Consider the following 17,816-nt stretch of genomic DNA (forward strand, 5'->3'; position numbering starts at 1 on the left):
CTTTAAGTCCACTTATAAAAATAAGTGGACTTTTTTATATAACAATTATTAGAATTTTCTGTATTAATTTTCTAAAGTTTTATTCAGAGGTTATTATTATCATATTCAGAATTATATAAAAGTGTCAAAAAGATAGATATATGCAAAAAAATGGAATATGTGAAATTAGGGATGGGGAGTGTTATTTTTGAAAAAGAAAGTTTTATCTTCAACACTAGCTTTATCTATGGCTTTAGGGACATTTGCGACATTAGGTACGCCACGTACATATGCAGCAGAACAAAAAATTCAATACAACCAAGAATTCCAGACACCATCTTATATTGGGGAAGAGTGGAAAGCGCCGAAAGGACTAGATAAAAAAGAAACGGTGTTCGAGTATTTAAAAAGTAAGAAAGAAATGTTTAAATTAGCAGGAAATATGGAAAAGCACTTTGAAATTGTATCTGAAGAGAAAGATGAAAAGACAAATACAACGCATGTGAAATTAGTTGAGACGCATAACAATGTGCCCGTTTATGGATCGGATCAAACGATTGCACTTGATGAAAATAACAATGTAAAAGCATTTTTTGGACAGGTTGTTCCTGATGTGGCTGGTAAAAACATCCCAGCTGAACCCAACATCTCACAAGAAGAAGCTGAGAAAATTGCAAAAGCAGATATCGAGAAAGAAATTGGAAAAGTAGAGGATTACGATAGTATCAAAAAAGATTTATTTGTATATGAGAAAGACGGCAATTACTACTTATCATATTTAGTAAAAGCTTCTATTTCTAAGCCAGAACCAGGATATTGGCATTATTTCATTAATGCGACAAATGGAAATGTTATCAATAAATATAATGCAATCGATCATATGGAAGGCTTCGGTTATGGCGTACTCGGACAAAGAACTTCATTTAAAATTGAGCAAAATAAAACAGGTTCATATCATTTGTTGGATGGTACACGAGGGAATGGAATTCATACTCTTGACGCAAGAAATTCCTCTGTACCATGGCTGTATGAGGAATGGGAAAGATCTCGCTTCACAGGTTGGGAAGTAGTAAGTGAATCAAAAATGTTCCAGGATAAAGCTGCAGTTGATGCCCACGTAAATACAGCAAAAGTATACGATTATTTCAAAAAAACATTTGACCGTAACTCGTTTGATAATAAAGGGGCAAAATTAATTTCAACTGTTCATGTCGGCGATCAATGGAACAATGCAGCTTGGAATGGAAGACAAATGCTATATGGGGATGGGGATGGCGAAATATTCTTACCGTACTCCGCAAGTTTAGATGTTATTGCTCATGAGTTAACGCATGCAGTAACAGAGCATTCTGCGAATTTAGTATATGAAAACGAACCAGGTGCACTGAACGAATCTATATCTGATATTTTTGGAGCGATGGTAGACCGTGATGACTGGCAGCTTGGTGAGGATATTTATACACCAGACACCGATGGGGATGCGCTCCGCTCTTTAAGTGACCCAACATCAATTTCAATTCCACCAAGTCCAATGCATGATTTTCCAGATCATTACCCAGATCATTACAGCAAGCTTTACACTGGTGAGTTGGATTACGGTGGTGTTCATATTAACAGTAGTATAAACAATAAAGCGGCATATTTAATTGCTGAAGGCGGAACACATTATGGAGTATCAGTAAAAGGCGTTGGCCGCGAAGCAACGGAGAAAATTTATTATCGTGCACTTACAAAATATTTAACAGCAAATTCGAACTTTAGCATGATGCGTCAAGCTGCAATTCAATCAGCAAAAGATTTATATGGTGAGAACTCGAAAGAAGTACAGGCAGTAACGAAGGCTTATGATGCAATTGGTGTAAAGTAAGATATAAAAAAGATCTGATATTATTATGTCAGGTCTTTTTTATATCTTATTTATTAACACCTAAACTCACTATGAGAAACTATATATATGTAAAATGATAAAGACATTCATATAGCTAGGACCCTCAGCTTGATAATATGGTAAAATGAACTCCTTTTGCAGCATGAACAACACAATTTGACGGCATATGTGAAATCATTAAGGAGGAAAACAAATTAACTCGGCCGATAAAAGAACTGATTGAGAACATGTTATTATATTCTTTATTATCTGAAGTAAAAATACTAATTACATATTAATAAGATGGTTATTTTCTCTTTAGCTATTTTAAAGTTGTTGGTATTGACCAACAAAATAGTGCTATATATATATATCTTATTCATATTATTTTATATTTTAAATCTATATCTTTTTGCTCCAAATGTCCTTCAGTAAGTTCATCAATCTTATCTACATGTTACAAAATCTTTTCATTATGAGTAATAATAATTTTGGTTTAAGGAATATGAAATAAATTATTAATTACATAATCTGCTGTTTCCCCATCTAAATAATAGTAGGTTCATCTAAAATTAAAATGGGATATTTTTCAATAATACACATAATATAACTAATATTTGTCCATCCGATAAATTCATTCAATCTTCGGATATAACAACATCATTTATTCTTTGAAATTGAATATAATTACTTAGATTTAATTTTTGAATAGAATTTTGTGTTTTTAAATGATTATATCTAATATCGTAATAATCTAAATTCCCCAAAATCCCTTCTAAAGAGCACTTCATCTTGAAGCATTAACCCGATTTTCTTTCTAAATTCATCACTCTTCTATTGTTTAACATTTTGCCTATCTATTAAAATATCACCATTATCAGGATCAAGTATTTTTAATAGCAAATCAACTAAAGGCGATTCCCCACTACCACTTTTTCCAGTAATCACAATACTTTCATGTTTATTAATATCTAAATTTAAATTTTATCATTTTAGCCAAGAAGACTCCTTCCTCAAGGAGCGTGAAGGGTCACAGCCCAGTGAGTAGGCGGGAGATGAATTGGCTTCGAACAAGGAATGGCAGGAAGCCATCCCTTGTTCGACATACAGAAAGTGTTACTCCACTACCTATCGAATGTATGTTCGGTGTATAATAGTCATATACCGAAATGGAGGTGAATCAAATAATGATTAATAAAGCCTATAAGTTTCGTATCTATCCAAATCAGGCACAAGCAATTCTAATCAATAAAACAATTGGGTGTTCTCGCTGGAATAAACAACGAGTAAAGGTAGCTAGAATTCATGAATACATATCCAATGCTAGAAAAGATTACTTGGACAAAATTTCAACTGAAATCATCAAAAACCACGATGTTATCGGTATAGAGGATTTGCAAGTATCGAATATGTTAAAGAATCATAAGTTAGCAAAAGCAATTAGTGAGGTATCTTGGTCGCAATTTCGATCCATGTTAGAATACAAAGCAAAATGGTATGGCAAACAAGTCATTGTCGTATCGAAAACATTTGCTTCCAGCCAATTATGTTCTTGTTGTGGGTATCAAAATAAAGACGTTAAAAATCTAAACCTACGTAAATGGTTTTGCCCTTCATGTCAAACACATCATGATAGAGATATTAACGCAAGTATCAATCTAAAGAATGAAGCGATAAGGCTTCTAACCGCAAGGACTGCGGGGTTAGCCTAATCAATTAGAGTTCGATAGAACTCTTTACTTAGGAATCCCTCACTTCTAAACGAAGTGAAAGTGGGGGTAGTTCAAAACTATTAACTATAATATACCCTTTCAAGAAATTTTAAAAAGGTTGAAGTAGGCAAAAAATATTTTCCGGAATAATTAGATTAATTCCTCTTTTTTGTATATTTATGTTAAATTATTGTTATCACTACAAATTTATTGAATAATTTTAATACTCTCCCCTTTGTACTATGGTAATATGTTGTTCACAATACATATTACCACTATAATTGCAAACATATATAAACCCATATTTAGAATTTTTAAGATTCTTTCATAGCATTAAGATATTTTTTACCTTTTAGTTTGTTTATTCTTAATTTTTAAACTAAAATAATATATATTGGTAATAATTAAATAAAATGCCAATAATTATAGGAAGGAGAAAATTATGAAGAGCATTGTATTATTTGATGGTGATTGTAATTTCTGTAATCAGAGTATTCAATTCATTATTAAGAGGGATCCTAAAGGATATTTTCAATTTGCATCGCTTCAAAGTGCATTAGGTAAAACATTATTAAAAAGGTATGAAATAGACGAAACAATAGACAGCATAGTATTAATAGATAAAAATAATAGTTATATTAAATCAGATGCCATACTAAACATTTGTAGAAATTTGAAAGGTATATGGAAGATTTTCACTCTTTTTATATTAATTCCGAGGCCAATTCGAAACTTTTGCTATGAAAAATTCGCAAAAAATAGATACCGATGGTTTGGTAAACAAGAACATTGTATGTTACCGTCACCAGAAGTAAGAAAAAGATTTCTGGATTAATTCCGAAAATCTTCAAACTTTATATTATATTGTTAATCTTATCAAAATAAATACGCTATTCTTTCTTGCAAATTAAAGGAAGGAATAGTGTTTTTTAACTTTTTCACAATATTTTCAAATCCTACTTTACTCTCTAATTCTCCGTTATATCCCAGCGTGGATGCTCCTGTAATATAGTCAATTTCTACGAACTTATAATATTCTATCCCTAAAAAAATATCTCTAGAAATTACCGAAAGTGAACAAACATGTTTTTGTTAATACATATCCACCTTTTTACCCCTTAAGTCACCTTCGAACTTTACATGGAACAAAAAAGAAGAGAGATTTCTCCCCTCTTCACCAACAAAGGGGATTAAAATGTGTGTGAAGTCAAATGAGTAGTTTTGGTTATTCCACACACAAACAGGTCTTTTTAGAATCAAAACAATTTTATATTTACTCTTTTTCACTTTTGTAGAAAACACACTTTTCGTATCTTTAATCGCTTGATTTTTAACTACACTTGGAAGGTTGACTTCAATATCCTTTGTATTTTTCTTCGTGCTTTTTTTCACTTCAACCATTTCAGATACCAGTGTATTAATGAGTTTAATATAATCAGAACTACTTTGTTCCAATAGCCTAATTTGTTCTTTTGTCGAAAGCACTTTAACTTTGACCGTGACATTCCCAGCCGTAAAAATAAAATAGGAACGTGCCCACAGGCTTGGCAAAAAGCACGAGATGAGAAAACTATTCTCTTAAACGCTTCGACATCACTCTTATTAATCACCTCAATAGTGTATCAATATTATAATAGGAATAGCATCCAAAAATCTCCCTAACAATATAAATCCTCCCTCTCCAATTCCCCTTAATCTGAGCAATTGGTACATCCTTACTGTTCTTTTTGTTTTTATCATCACCTTTTCAAATCATCTTCATATGTTGTATATAGATATCTCCTTTCGTATTGCAATGATGCCTCTTTCAAGTCCTAATGTACGCCGTACAAAGAGCACTTTTGAAAAGTGCTCTTTGTACTTTGTAATACACTCCCTCTATAATAAAGTAATTTTAATGTATGAATAATTTACAGCTGCCTTGTAGTATGAATTGTAACTATTTGCACACACTATAATTGGAAGGCTTGAATCATTGTCATTGAAAAATGTTCAGCGCTTCCGCTCCTTAAGAGAACAGTCTACGCAACTGTTCTCTTTTCCTTTTTTACAAAAAAACAGGACAAGCACAGTTAACTACGCTACGATTAATTGCATTGCAACATTCTCATCGTTTCCTCAACAATTTCTCAATATTTTTCAAGGACAATAGCACACTTCCTCAACCTTAATAATATCTTAATATTAAATACTGCAAGGAGGCGCTAGAAAATGACTTGGTTCATTATTTTAGGATTTATGCTTATTTTAAGTATAGGCGGCTTTCACCCACATAGTATTCATATCATTTTCAAAATAGATTCAGATACAAAAGCTATGCCAAATTGGTCTTTCGTTAATAAAATAAACTTTCGAACATTTAAAGAGTTGTTAAAAAACCCAAACAGGAATAAACTCAAAAGCCTTACCATAGGAGAGCTGTTTATCCCTTTAAGTCTATTCAATAAATTATTTGGCAAAACATTAATTTTTTTAATCCTATTCTTCTATTCTCAATTCTTAAACTAAATATAATATGAGATGAGTAAAAGAATAGCAGTCGCCGACCATAACAAACAACAGACCGCCTATTACAGACGGTCTGTTTTATAACAAATTGACTATATCAATAGAATAAGGATATCTTAATTATTCATAATATTCTTATTATTAATAAAAAAAATCGTAGTTACATATAAGCTATCTATTTCCTGTTATTATCAGATTAAGCCTTTACAGAGAAAAGGGGGATATTATGACTGTTCAAGAAAAAAGTAATAAGCAATTGATGGAATTATTAAATGAATGGTATGAAAAAATTCGTTTATATCATGTAAAAGAAGCAAAACAAACACATCTACAAGTAAAAGAAAGCTTAAAAGTAATAGAAACTGATCCATATTTATCATTTTATTACTCACTACTAGATTTTAGATATAAAGTCTTGGTAGATGGAGTGAGTATTACAAAAGATTCCTTTAAGAATATAGAAAAACTCCCTAATATCGAAGAGGAATATTTATTTTTATCTTATTATTATCATTTCTTTAAGGCAATCCACTTTACAATTATAGCAAATTATAATGAAGCGAAAACACATTATGAAAAGGCAAAGAAACTTTTACCCTATATACCTAACGAAATAGAAAAAGCCGAGTTTGAATATAGAGTTTCAACTTACTGTTATCAATCTTATCAACCATTTGAAGCGATTCAGCATGTAGTAAAGGCCAAAGAAATATACCTAGACCATGTAGGTTATGGAATCAATATTGCTTTATGCGACAATGTATTTGGTTTAGCATGTATAGATCTAAGAGAATTTGAAAAAGCGGAAGAATGTCTCAATACGGTTATTGATGTTTTTAATAAGTATGATGAAGAACATTTATTATTAAGAGCACGTTACAATTTAGGCTGGTTATATAATATTCAAGATTTATATCCATTGGCGATCCGACAAAGTTCTGAAATTATAAATAAAATACCGAATCATTTTAAAGCATTATTTGTCTTAGCAAGAGCATATTATAAATTAGAAGGCATTGAAACAGCTAAATCATATATCGAGCAAGGAATAAACTATACGAATAAAGCAGGAAATGAGGAATATAAGCACCGTTTTGCAGTATTAAATGAACTACTCACAGAATTACCTAGAATTAAACTAGAAAAAGTAGTGACTGATGCAATTTCTTATTTTGAAAAAGAAGAAATGTGGGATTGTGTAAAAGAATATGCAGAGGTTTTAGCACTTCAATTTTATGAGGCAGATAACCATGTTAAGGCAAGCAAATATTTCTATATTAGCAGTAATGCTGGTAAGAAACATTTGAAAAAAGGAGCGTTAAAGTGATGAAAAAAATAAAAAAGATTGTATTAAGTATGGTAGTAATAAGTGCATTAGCATGTGGCATGAATAGTTTACATTCACCTCAACAATCTTCTAATGGTGGAGATACACCAGCACCAACAATACCTAGTGTCTCTGTAGAAGTATCTATTGATTAATGTAATACATTATTCTTAGTTTAAAAATCAGAAAATTCAAGCTTTTCATAAAAAACATTGAATACAATGGATAAAATATTGAACCCTTAGTCCGAAACAGATTTGTTTCGGACTATTCTCGTTACTATAATTGTACGTAGAATGGTAGACTAAAACTTCCACTTAGTCCTGTTCTGTAATTTCTTCTCTTTTTGAAGTAAGTCCTTTAACTTTTTTAAATAATCGATTTCCATACGCAAACATTCATTTTCATCTTTTAATGTCCCTATACCCCCTTTAATAGTTACATTATTTAACTTTGATCTTTTCTTTTCCATAGCTGGACCCCCTTTCTTCTTTTTATATAGGAATTCTACGCCTTTTAAATCATATATTTCCCTTTACCTACGAACTATTCCAATAAATTCTTTAACACAAACAATTAATTTATTTCATGTGTTTTTATTTTATTTCTCAAAATTTGAGATATATCTTTTGAAAAACCCCCTGTATTCCTTCCATATTTATCTCTCCTAAATAAATCGTAATACATATTATACCCAACAAATTTATAAGCTTTAATCTTATTTTTAACAAAGCCTTCTTATTTTAAATAGACATAACACTTCATACTGTCAACTCCCCCTATATTGATAAATATGAAACATCTAATTTATTTGACATTTCAATGACTTATGACAGGAAAATATATACATTAAATTAAACCTAATGTATCTTTGGTTTGTAAGTCGTAGTTAGTTGGCCAACTTTCAATACAATTTAATACTTAAAAATAAGGAGGATTTAAAAATGAATCAAGTATTAAGGAAAAGTAAGAAAAAAATGATGTATCTAGTCGGCTCACTTCTAATTTCTCTATCAATGTTTTCAACTACAAGTTTTGCAGCTACAGAAGGTGCTGTAAAAAGTGTTACAAATAGTAGTTATACTGGAATTACAGCTGATATAAATCTACCAAAATCGGTTGTTGTTAAGGATGGATATGTGAATTGGTACTTAGGTATTGGAGCATCTAAAGTTGAAGGTGGTATTTCAAAAACACCAAGTGGATATAAAGTGTTTCTTAATTCAGGATATAATGAATCAGGTCAAAACAATAAGTATTGGAACACACAATATGATACATCAATTAAAGATGGTGATCGAGTAAACATTAAAATAATTAATAACGGCAATGGTACGGTTACTATGTATGTAAATGGAATCCCTAGATATGCAAATCAGCCTGTATATGGCTCATTTTCTCAATACGAACCAGTAAAAATGGTTCAGGGCGTTGAAGATACTGGACGTAATTCTTTTAGCCAAGCTAGTTTTTCAAACGTACTTCTAAGAACAGATACATCTGGAGCTACCTACAAAAGTTGGAACGGTTCAATTTCTTCCTCATTTTCTAAACACGGTACTTATGGTAACAGTTTCACAGTTTATTCTCAAGTGCCATTAAGCGCAAGTTTACGCTAAAATTGTTCTTGTATACGAATAATTTTGTGAAAAAGGTAGCTGTACTTTTGTACAGCTACCTTTTTCATATGGTGAATTTTTAATAGATATTGTATCAGACATAAGTTACATTCTTCATATTTTAACTTCTTTGAATTCAATAATACTTAATCAGCTTGTCTTATTACTTCACTTAACGTATCGAGATACAGCTTATAGCAACTACAACACGCTTTATTATTAATAATACCACTCTTCTTAATTTAACTTTAATTCCATTGCATTGATTTTTTAATAATAAATATACAACTTAGTAATGATAATAGATATACAATAAGAATAATATACAACTGTTTTGGTTCAATGCTATCGATATAAAGACTCATAATTGGATATGACCAAGGAAACAGTATCCAATAGTTTGTATGAGAGATAAAAAAGCTACCCAACCCGCCTATAACCCCTACTAATAATGAAAGTAACGGGATTTTATAAAATATTATATTTATTAAAAAATGTAAATTCACAATAGTTAAAGAGCTAATCACCATAAAAAGTATAGAAAAAATTAATCTTTGATAAACAGTCCCAAGATTATCAACCGTTAATACTATAGGTATACTAGTTATGACTAAAGCACATATTAAATAACCAAAAGTAATTATTAAGCAAAACAAAAACTTATTACTTAATATAGTTTTTAAAGTGATTCCGTGATAAATAGCAGACATATATCCTTTTCTTCTGAACTCGTTTACAAAAGAAAATGACACTAATAGACCTATTGCAATAGGTAAAAATAATCTACAAAAAAGACTTAGAATCGCTATATGCATGAAAACGCCATCTTTTGATTGAGATGATACAGTTAGAAAGATTTGAAAACTAATTGGTATCAACAGAAATACTAGTAACAGGATATACAATCCATTATGAAGACTTTTTTTATATTCACCTAATATACCCACTTATTTCACCCTTTATTATTCATATGTATAATATTTAAAACTCACAGCTAATAACATAATTCCTAAAATATAGATTGAAGAACTTGCAAGATATATTAAAATAGTTGTTTCTTTCATCATTACATCACTTACTATATTCAATGCATAAAATATTGGAAATGTCTTTGTGAATACTACAGGAAATAATCCATAAGTTACGCTAAAAAAAATCCAAATAACTGACAAGGACGCCGCAAGAATTCCCTTTTTTATAATCAAATGAAAAAGTAATTGAGAATATGGTATTGCTAAAGATAGAATTGTACAAAGCATCAACATTTTCAAAAAATAAAGTATAGATATTTCATATCCATTTATAAAAATATAGATACCCATAACTGAAAAATTTAAAATATTAAAGATTAAATAAAACAGTATAAACAATAAATTTTTAGCTACCAATAATTTAAATTTTGAAATTGGCTTTGTATAGATAATGGCCCAAGTACCATATTTATTTTCAGAAGAAATGATAAAATACCACATACAAGCAGAAAAAATGCTTAATGTTAGTGTATTAAAGTTTACTGTAATTGCTATAAGATTGGTAGATTGAAACATATCGGGATTATTCTTGTTAAAAATAAAATAACTTATACACAAAAAGCTTGATAATAATGAAAAAAACAAAGAAAATAACAATAATTTTCTCCCACCAATTTTCCTCATCTCACTATTCACACTTTTAAAGATAAATTGCATTATGATAGTAACTCCTTTTGTTTAGTTAAAGATAAAAATACTTCCTCTAATGTTAGCTTTTTAGGGCTAACTTCAAAAATATCTATATCATTTTCAATTAATATTCTGGTTAAATTAGGAACACTATTTTGATCTATCATTAGTTTGAATACCCCTTCTTTTTCTATGCTATAAGGTATATCCTCTGTATTTAAAATCCTTTCTGTGGCAGTAGTGTCATTAACATGAACAATATATTCTCTAGAAGTAATAATACTGTTTAAATTCCCTTCATAGAGTAAGTTACCCTTATGTAGTAATGCTATGTGATCTGCTATCATTTCAATTTCAGCTAAATTATGACTAGAAATAAATATTGTCTTCCCCTCATTTTTTACTAAATGAAGTAATAAGCGCCTTATCTCGTGTACTCCCTCTGGGTCTAATCCATTTGTCGGCTCATCAAGAATTAGTATTTTAGGATCATTAAGAATAGCAAAGGAAATACCTAGCCTTTGTTTCATTCCTAAAGAAAAATCTTTCACTTTTTTATCTTTTGCTTTATATATTCCTGTAATTTTTAATACTCTGTCTATTTCATCTAAAGGCTTATTAATCATTTTTTGTACATAGGCTAAATTTTCATATGCTGTCAAATTAGGATAGTAGGTAGGTGAATCAATAAAACAACCCACATTTTCAAATAATTCTTCTTTCCAATCTTTGATATCTTTATTATTAAATAATATCGTTCCTTTATCTAATGGAATTAACCCTAATAGCATTCGCATTGTTGTTGTTTTTCCTGCACCATTTGGTCCAATAAAAGCATATAAACTTCCTTCAGGAACAGATAAGTTTAAATCCCTTACAATGGATTGATTGTCAAAAGACTTTGTTAAATTTTTAGTTTGGATTGCTAATTTCATTTTGTTCCTCACTTTCTTATTCTCAAATAAAAGTAAGTATCTATTAAATTCTTGATCTATTAGATATTCTATTTACCCTTTACCTAATGTTTGCAATTTGGATTTAGAAAATATTTCTCGTTGTTTTAATTTTTTATCAGTAAGTTCATAAACTCTATCTACACGCTCTAAAATATTTTCATCATGAGTGATAATAATCTTAGTGGATGGTATGGCAAATATATTTTCAATAACAGCATTTGCCGTTTCCCTATCTAAATGGTTAGTTGGTTCATCCAAAATAAGAATCGGATATTCTTTCATGAACAATCGTAACATAGCCAACCTTTGTCTTTGGCCACCGGAGAAATTTGTTCCTCCCTCTGAGATTAAAATATCATTTATACTTTGAAATTGAATATAATTACTCAGATTCAATTTATCAATAGACTCCTGGATTTTTGAAGGATCATAATTTATATCAAAGTAAGATAAATTCTCAGATAAACTTCCTCTAAATAAAACTCCATCCTGAGTCATTAGTCCTACATTTTTTCTTAGTTCCTCACTGTTCCAATCTTTAATATCTCTATCGTCTATTAATATATTACCCTTATCGGGAGTATGCAATTTTAATAATAAGTTAGCTAAAGTGGACTTACCACTGCCACTTTCTCCAACAATAGCAATACTTTCGTTATTTTTAATGTTCAAACTTAAGTTTTCTATTATTTTTTTGTCATCAAAACTAAACGAAATATTATTAAATTGAATCGATCCTCTAAGAATGTTTACTTTAGTATCCGATCCATCTTTTTCTAGTTCCTCTTCCAAGATATCTAAAGTTCTTAATAAAAGTGGTTTAACTGAATTCCAATTTAAAATTGATCCTATAATTGTTGAAACCGGAGAAAATATAATACTAGATATAGCAATAAAGAAGAAAATATTACTTAAATCCCCTTCTCCTTTACTAAAATTATAAAATCCTACAGCAAGCATTATGATAATAAATATTGTTGATAGGGAACTATTAAATGATTCTAAAGCATTTTGTTTTAGCGCTCGTTTATGTACCGTATCTAAGTATTTATTATAATCTTTTTGCCATACAGATTTAATTCTAGAAAAAATCCCTGTAGCCTTTACATAATACATCGCTTTTAATGATTCATTAATTTTCCCTCTATGTTCTCCTAGGTAATACGTTTCGACTAAATTAGCATTATATATGAATTTCCCTAAGGAAATATTAATAAATAGGGAACTAGCAATAAAAAACATCAATATTAAAGTATAAAAAGTCTCAGTATATAATAGATACATCAATAATGGAATGATAACTACTATTGATATAATCATTTCAATTAGATCCTCTAAAATATATCCTCGTATTGATTCTAGGCTCATGATTCTTACATTTAAATCCCCTGCATGACGTGTAGTAATTTTTTCTATGGGGGTATTAAACATATGCTCAAAAACTTTTGTTGTACTTTTTCTATCAATTTCTTTCTGAAAGTTTACTTTTATAATAGAAGTTATAGATTTTATCCCTATAACAACGATTAAACTTCCCAAAATAATTAAAAGGTATCTTACATCCACTTCCTTTGAAGCATTCAAAATATCCATAAACTTTTTCAAAATAAAGGGGAAAGCAAGAATTGAGATTTGTGCTAACAATGCTAATAGTGCTAATAAAACAATCTGGCTAGGAGATACAAAATGATCAATATATCTAAGTAATATATGTTTTTCACGCCTTTTAGTATTTGGCTGTATATCTTTTTTGTTTTCTATTACTAGGATATAGTCACAGAACATTTCCTCAAAACTTCTTATATCAATTATCATCGGCCCTGCCTTAGGATCTACAATATAAAATTTATTTGCTTTAACCCTTTCAATAATTACAAAGTGATTAAAGCCCCAAAATGCTATCATCGGCTTTTGTATCCTTTGTAAATCAGTTATATTTTCTATCCTATATGCAGTTGCAGAAAGTCCATACGATTTACTAACTTTTTTAATATCCAACAAACTCCATGCCGATTTTTTATTGATAATTTTACTATTTCTAATTTCCGAAGCTTGTACTGCTGAACCATAATAATGCATAATCATTGCTAGACAACTAGGCCCACAATCAAAAGATGTCATTTGCGGTATAAATTTAATTTTCTTCCTTAACATATTTATCACCTATTCTAGGCATTAAAGTATAAAATGCTATTTAGTTTATTATCCTCTAACCTTTGTAAAAAATACAAAATACTTCCTAGCCCTGTAAATAATGCGATTTTATGAGGATTAAAATCTTCTATATCAAAATTATTCAAAAAGTTATTTGTTACTTTCATAACAATTTGTTTTTCATTGCGCTCTAGCATACCTCTATTTTCTAACTCCAATAAAAAGTCTAGTTTCCCCATTAAACCATGACATAAACAATAATCACTATTTTCATGTAATGTACTTAAGATTTGTTTTTTAAAAAAGATTAAATCTGATTGTATATCTTCATTTTGATACGACTCTAAAATTTTAATTCTCGATATTCCCATTCCACTAAACCCTTTACACCAGCTATCTGTATACTCATATTCACTCATACTCATTTTCTCACTTTTATGTATACCATGTATTACTCTATCGTACTTATTTGTTTTTAATATGTCTTTTAACTTATAAAATGCGAGAAGTTGTCCTGATAATCCATGAACAAACCCCTTTAATGAATCCTCTAAATTTAGAGTATCGTGAGCTTTCCAATATACAAATTCATTATGTGTTTGCATATTATTGACAATGTAGTCACCGAGATTTTCAGCCACTTTAAGCAATATTTTATAATTAGGATTAATTTGATAGAACTTAACTGCCGTTAAAATTAGACCAGCTGACCCCCCTAATATATCAAAATGCTTATCGCTATATTTACCTTTTTCAATATCAGAGTTGACATCCATAAATATTTGCAAGATCAATCTTTCATCAATAGATGTAATATGTGGTGAATTTGTTAAATAGTAAGAAATAATTGCATTAACACCATTTACAAAACCATAATTATTTTTATTTTTGTTTAATATTTCTTGCAGGGCTTTTTGTTCGATTTTATTTATAATTTCAATCTGATTAGGATCAGCATTATTTCTCAGTAATGAACTTATTCCTAATAATCCATCATATATTCCACTATTCAAATGGTTTATCTCAAGCTCCCCTTGCCAATTTGTTTTTAATCCAATAAAATCTACAGAACCGTCTTTTGATATATAACTGCCATCAAGAATTTTCCCTGTAATTGCTTCCTTTATTTTATTTGTAGGTAAATTAGTTCGAAAATTAATTGTTTCCTTTACTGTATTCAGCTTATATAGATTATCATTTTGATTAGAAAGGGATATTTCTATAATTTTTCTTTGTAATAAAAAGTCAGCATATGAAATTTTTTTAAATTTTATTTCTAGATCTATTTCATTACTTGATAAACTTTCGCAAGACTCCCATTCATACTTATTAAAGAAATATGGAACATCATAGGTTAATAATGCCTCTATCTCTTTTTGAATAATATCTTTCCTAGTAGCCAAGTATTTATTTTTTTCAAGAATATTCCGCAAATATTTTATGGTCTTTAATTTATTCTCTAATAAATCCGGAACATTTAGTCTATCTAATAAAAGGGTATAGACTTTAGTATTTCGATATACTTTTCGATAATTCCATTTAGAAACACTATTTTTTAATATACGCATATATTCCTCTTTGTTTTTTAAAACTGAGTTATATGCATTCTCAAAACCTTTAATAATATCATTTATATAATTATCGTACTCATATATATCATCGTTAAAAAATGGTAAATTCTGAACTGTATCTTCTACTATTGTCTCTTCTCTTATTTCAATTGGATTCGATGTAAATTCATTTTTTATTTTAATTGTTTTTACCAAAGTCTTCATTACTCTCCCAATTGCACTGTAATCTCTTATTACCTCCCTACCTCCACTAAACCTTATAGGTAGCATTCTAGAATTTAATACTGAATTAGATAATATAAAACTACTGGTTTCTTCAGTAACACTTGGATTTAATGTACTTCCTAATGTCTCAAAATCAATTATGACTGGTGAGGATTGTTTAGCTATGATATTTTCATTATGTATGTCACTTCCATTAATCAAATACATTACCGAAAGCACTACACCTAAATTATAATAATAATCTTTAATTTGCTCATTAGATTCACATGATTCATGATTAATGTATTCCATATATCCATAATTTCTTTTATTAACTACTTGCGGAATAAAGATATCCGTATTTAAATCTTTATTCAGTTGATTAATTAAACTATGATATAGTATAGAATTTTTCAAATCGACTGGTTTTAAAATTACCTTATTATTAAATTTATCTTCTAAAAGAATTGTTCTCTTTCCATTATTATGGTAGTCACCTAGGTTAATAACTTTTTCTACATGCATAATATTAAAACCCGACATTTTATGAATTTCTTTTTGATCTTTTTCAAGAGCACCTTGTAACCAAATCATATAATTTATTTCATTTTCAATGATTGTAAAAATTTTTTCGTTTAATACGGGTAATATTTTAAAAAAATTCATATAAAATTTTTTAAAATGAAAGAAGTTCTTTGTAAAATACTTATATTCTTCATTGGTATCCATTCCTCTTAAAGCATTTTCTACCCTAAGTTTATTTATGTATACAATTAAGGATGGCCTTAATACTTGGTATAGTCTTTTTTCTAAATCAAGCATTATCCATTCAGAAACCTTCTTAACATTACCAAAAAAATCAATTTTATTTAACATCATATTTTTAAAGAATACTACATATGTTTGTATTATTTTTTGAAAGTTATAGTTTTCGTCATTCTTAATGACATCATTACATGAAAAATCCTCTAAAAAGATAACAAAATTTTTTTCTAGATATTCTTTTGTTACTAAAGAATGTGATCCATTATCTATTGTATTCAAAATTCCATGTGAATTATTTTTCATAATAACCTCTTCTTTTTATAGGTAGGAGAAACAGTTAGAAATTCATTCTCATTAAAGAGAGTAAGGCCTTTCGCCTTACTCTCTTTAACTATTAGTAGCATTTTTTACAAATTCTTTGTCCCATAATCGTGACGCATGCTACAGGCACATTCCAAGGACAATCTTTAGTTAAAGTTTCAACCCAACCAGGTCCTGCTCCACCAACTAATTGTTCAATCTCTTCATCTTCTACGACTTGTAAATATTTTTCAGTTTCCATTTCAATACCTACCTTTTATTTTTTTGAAAATGATGTTATAAATTCAATAATTTACCACAACATTATCTAAAAACAATATACCATTAAATGTTAATAAAAAAAAGATATATTTATAGAAAAATAAAATAATAGGATATTTAACTATATTAATATAATTAAAGGAGACTCACTTACTATATCATTAAAATTTAAAGGCTATTTTTCAAGCTAATATTTTTTAAATTTTATAAATTTATTAATAATCAATGCTATTTAATAATTTAAATAATTCTTCTAATACCTGAATAACGATTAAGAATATTAATTAAACTTGTAAAAAATAGATTTTCAGCAGATATAACTCAAGAATATTTTACCATAAAATAGGATAATCAATTTTTTTTTTAATAGTATAATGCTTCGTCAGAAAATTTTAATCATGCATTGCAAAAAGCATGTTAAAAATAAAAAGATGAAATTGCAAGTATATTCACTTCACAATCCCATCTCTTCTAAAAATTGTATATCATCAACTCTCTTGATCCTCGCAATTCTACCAAATTAATAACAACACATTATGTAGATATAGGTTTATACTATTCTACATTTAAATACATGTAATATTGCCTATACTTTGTTATTTTCATGTGAAACTAATTCACTATATATCTCTTTCTCTATATTTTTCAAGAGAATTTCCAACCTATTTTTTGTAGCTAGATTAAAATGTGGATTTAATTCTTTTATTATAAATTCAAGTATCTCAAAGCTTATGTAATCTCCTAATTCAAGTGAATATTGATCACCCAAGAAAGTTTTTAATTTTTTAGAGATCTCCACTTTATTTTTTTTGGTAATATTTACCCCATCCGATAACAAACCTCTCTTAGATTAGTCTTAAATACTAATTCAAAAAGTTTTTATAACATAATAAAAATATTTTGAATTAATA

Annotated in this window: 16 protein-coding genes and 2 pseudogenes; 8 read left to right on the forward strand and 10 right to left on the reverse strand. The window is 28.9% G+C overall.

Annotated elements, in window-relative coordinates; genetic code table 11:
• Positions 1-187: 187 nt before the first annotated feature.
• Together N2V92_RS01695 and N2V92_RS01700 are read left to right on the forward strand one after the other, a co-directional pair.
• The gene (locus tag N2V92_RS01695; RefSeq protein ID WP_170265040.1) at positions 188-1,846 is read left to right on the forward strand and encodes a M4 family metallopeptidase; all 1,659 of its coding nucleotides are present in this window, start codon (positions 188-190) and stop codon (positions 1,844-1,846) included.
• A 185-nt stretch (positions 1,847-2,031) separates the two neighbouring features.
• Positions 2,032-2,211, forward strand: a pseudogene (locus N2V92_RS01700) (YolD-like family protein); the annotation flags it as partial.
• Between the two features lie 469 nt (positions 2,212-2,680).
• On the opposite strand, the gene N2V92_RS01705 reads toward N2V92_RS01700, so the two are convergent.
• Entirely contained in the window at positions 2,681-2,794 is a 114-nt protein-coding gene (locus N2V92_RS01705) for an ATP-binding cassette domain-containing protein (RefSeq protein WP_021729497.1), read from the reverse strand.
• A gap of 239 nt (positions 2,795-3,033) precedes the next feature.
• On the opposite strand from N2V92_RS01705, the gene N2V92_RS01710 reads away from it, so the two are divergent.
• Both N2V92_RS01710 and N2V92_RS01715 read left to right on the forward strand, forming a co-directional pair.
• The gene (locus N2V92_RS01710; RefSeq protein ID WP_445662003.1) at positions 3,034-3,558 is read left to right on the forward strand and encodes an RNA-guided endonuclease TnpB family protein; all 525 of its coding nucleotides are present in this window, start codon (positions 3,034-3,036) and stop codon (positions 3,556-3,558) included.
• Between the two features lie 442 nt (positions 3,559-4,000).
• Complete coding sequence (locus N2V92_RS01715; RefSeq protein ID WP_021728638.1) at positions 4,001-4,393, forward strand: thiol-disulfide oxidoreductase DCC family protein; 393 nt, start codon at positions 4,001-4,003, stop codon at positions 4,391-4,393.
• Positions 4,394-4,737: 344 nt separating this feature from the next.
• On the opposite strand, the pseudogene N2V92_RS01720 reads toward N2V92_RS01715, so the two are convergent.
• Positions 4,738-5,079, reverse strand: a pseudogene (locus tag N2V92_RS01720) (RNA-guided endonuclease TnpB family protein); the annotation flags it as partial.
• 690 nt (positions 5,080-5,769) lie between these two features.
• Here N2V92_RS01720 and N2V92_RS01725 point away from each other — a divergent pair.
• The 3 genes from N2V92_RS01725 to N2V92_RS01735 all read left to right on the forward strand — a co-directional run bounded on the left by N2V92_RS01725 (position 5,770) and on the right by N2V92_RS01735 (position 7,548).
• Entirely contained in the window at positions 5,770-6,066 is a 297-nt protein-coding gene (locus N2V92_RS01725; RefSeq protein ID WP_088346263.1) for a hypothetical protein, read from the forward strand.
• A gap of 226 nt (positions 6,067-6,292) precedes the next feature.
• Positions 6,293-7,393 carry a response regulator aspartate phosphatase gene (locus tag N2V92_RS01730; protein WP_097855550.1) on the forward strand — a complete coding sequence of 367 codons (1,101 nt, stop codon included), beginning with the start codon at positions 6,293-6,295 and terminating at the stop codon, positions 7,391-7,393.
• A complete protein-coding gene (locus N2V92_RS01735) occupies positions 7,393-7,548 on the forward strand; it encodes a Phr family secreted Rap phosphatase inhibitor (RefSeq protein WP_170264884.1) in 156 nt (51 codons plus the stop codon). The genes N2V92_RS01730 and N2V92_RS01735 overlap by 1 nt, the downstream gene beginning before the upstream one ends.
• A 149-nt stretch (positions 7,549-7,697) precedes the next feature.
• Here the strand turns inward: N2V92_RS01735 and N2V92_RS01740 are convergent, their stop codons facing one another.
• A complete protein-coding gene (locus tag N2V92_RS01740) occupies positions 7,698-7,865 on the reverse strand; it encodes a hypothetical protein (RefSeq protein WP_170264828.1) in 168 nt (55 codons plus the stop codon).
• A gap of 472 nt (positions 7,866-8,337) precedes the next feature.
• Here N2V92_RS01740 and N2V92_RS01745 point away from each other — a divergent pair, with 472 nt between their 5' ends.
• Positions 8,338-9,012: a hypothetical protein gene (locus N2V92_RS01745; protein WP_021728632.1), complete on the forward strand. Its 675-nt coding sequence runs from the start codon at positions 8,338-8,340 to the stop codon at positions 9,010-9,012.
• 248 nt (positions 9,013-9,260) lie between these two features.
• On the opposite strand, the gene N2V92_RS01750 is transcribed toward N2V92_RS01745, so the two are convergent.
• The 7 genes from N2V92_RS01750 to N2V92_RS01780 all read right to left on the reverse strand — a co-directional run bounded on the left by N2V92_RS01750 (position 9,261) and on the right by N2V92_RS01780 (position 17,743).
• Complete coding sequence (locus N2V92_RS01750; RefSeq protein WP_021728631.1) at positions 9,261-9,959, reverse strand: hypothetical protein; 699 nt, start codon at positions 9,957-9,959, stop codon at positions 9,261-9,263.
• 15 nt (positions 9,960-9,974) lie between these two features.
• Positions 9,975-10,700 (reverse strand): ABC transporter permease, encoded by a 726-nt coding sequence (locus N2V92_RS01755; RefSeq protein ID WP_021728630.1) that lies wholly within the window; start codon positions 10,698-10,700, stop codon positions 9,975-9,977.
• Positions 10,700-11,608: an ABC transporter ATP-binding protein gene (locus tag N2V92_RS01760; protein WP_098607837.1), complete on the reverse strand. Its 909-nt coding sequence runs from the start codon at positions 11,606-11,608 to the stop codon at positions 10,700-10,702. The genes N2V92_RS01755 and N2V92_RS01760 overlap by 1 nt, the downstream gene beginning before the upstream one ends.
• Positions 11,609-11,680: 72 nt before the next feature.
• Positions 11,681-13,783 (reverse strand): peptidase domain-containing ABC transporter, encoded by a 2,103-nt coding sequence (locus tag N2V92_RS01765; RefSeq protein WP_016090586.1) that lies wholly within the window; start codon positions 13,781-13,783, stop codon positions 11,681-11,683.
• A 14-nt stretch (positions 13,784-13,797) separates the two neighbouring features.
• Positions 13,798-16,626 (reverse strand): type 2 lanthipeptide synthetase LanM, encoded by a 2,829-nt coding sequence (lanM, locus tag N2V92_RS01770; RefSeq protein WP_170264829.1) that lies wholly within the window; start codon positions 16,624-16,626, stop codon positions 13,798-13,800.
• Positions 16,627-16,717: 91 nt separating this feature from the next.
• Positions 16,718-16,885, reverse strand: a complete 168-nt coding sequence (locus tag N2V92_RS01775; protein ID WP_016090584.1) for a type A2 lanthipeptide — start codon at positions 16,883-16,885, stop codon at positions 16,718-16,720.
• Between the two features lie 606 nt (positions 16,886-17,491).
• Complete coding sequence (locus N2V92_RS01780; RefSeq protein WP_170264830.1) at positions 17,492-17,743, reverse strand: DUF2164 family protein; 252 nt, start codon at positions 17,741-17,743, stop codon at positions 17,492-17,494.
• Positions 17,744-17,816 lie beyond the last annotated feature (73 nt).

Origin of the sequence: Bacillus sp. CH_48 (assembly GCF_038008465.1) — a bacterium.
Lineage (GTDB): Bacteria > Bacillota > Bacilli > Bacillales > Bacillaceae_G > Bacillus_A > Bacillus_A thuringiensis_S.

Bases quoted from the DNA above. Each gene is read 5' to 3' on its own strand.
- N2V92_RS01710 (WP_445662003.1), top strand. From the start codon at position 3,034: ATGATTAATAAAGCCTATAAGTTTCGTATCTATCCAAATCAGGCACAA.
- N2V92_RS01715 (WP_021728638.1), top strand. From the start codon at position 4,001: ATGAAGAGCATTGTATTATTTGATGGTGATTGTAATTTCTGTAATCAG.
- N2V92_RS01725 (WP_088346263.1), top strand. From the start codon at position 5,770: ATGACTTGGTTCATTATTTTAGGATTTATGCTTATTTTAAGTATAGGC.
- N2V92_RS01730 (WP_097855550.1), top strand. From the start codon at position 6,293: ATGACTGTTCAAGAAAAAAGTAATAAGCAATTGATGGAATTATTAAAT.
- N2V92_RS01735 (WP_170264884.1), top strand. From the start codon at position 7,393: ATGAAAAAAATAAAAAAGATTGTATTAAGTATGGTAGTAATAAGTGCA.
- N2V92_RS01740 (WP_170264828.1), bottom strand. From the start codon at position 7,865: ATGGAAAAGAAAAGATCAAAGTTAAATAATGTAACTATTAAAGGGGGT.
- N2V92_RS01745 (WP_021728632.1), top strand. From the start codon at position 8,338: ATGAATCAAGTATTAAGGAAAAGTAAGAAAAAAATGATGTATCTAGTC.
- N2V92_RS01755 (WP_021728630.1), bottom strand. From the start codon at position 10,700: ATGCAATTTATCTTTAAAAGTGTGAATAGTGAGATGAGGAAAATTGGT.
- N2V92_RS01760 (WP_098607837.1), bottom strand. From the start codon at position 11,608: ATGAAATTAGCAATCCAAACTAAAAATTTAACAAAGTCTTTTGACAAT.
- N2V92_RS01765 (WP_016090586.1), bottom strand. From the start codon at position 13,783: ATGTTAAGGAAGAAAATTAAATTTATACCGCAAATGACATCTTTTGAT.
- lanM (WP_170264829.1), bottom strand. From the start codon at position 16,626: ATGAAAAATAATTCACATGGAATTTTGAATACAATAGATAATGGATCA.
- N2V92_RS01775 (WP_016090584.1), bottom strand. From the start codon at position 16,885: ATGGAAACTGAAAAATATTTACAAGTCGTAGAAGATGAAGAGATTGAA.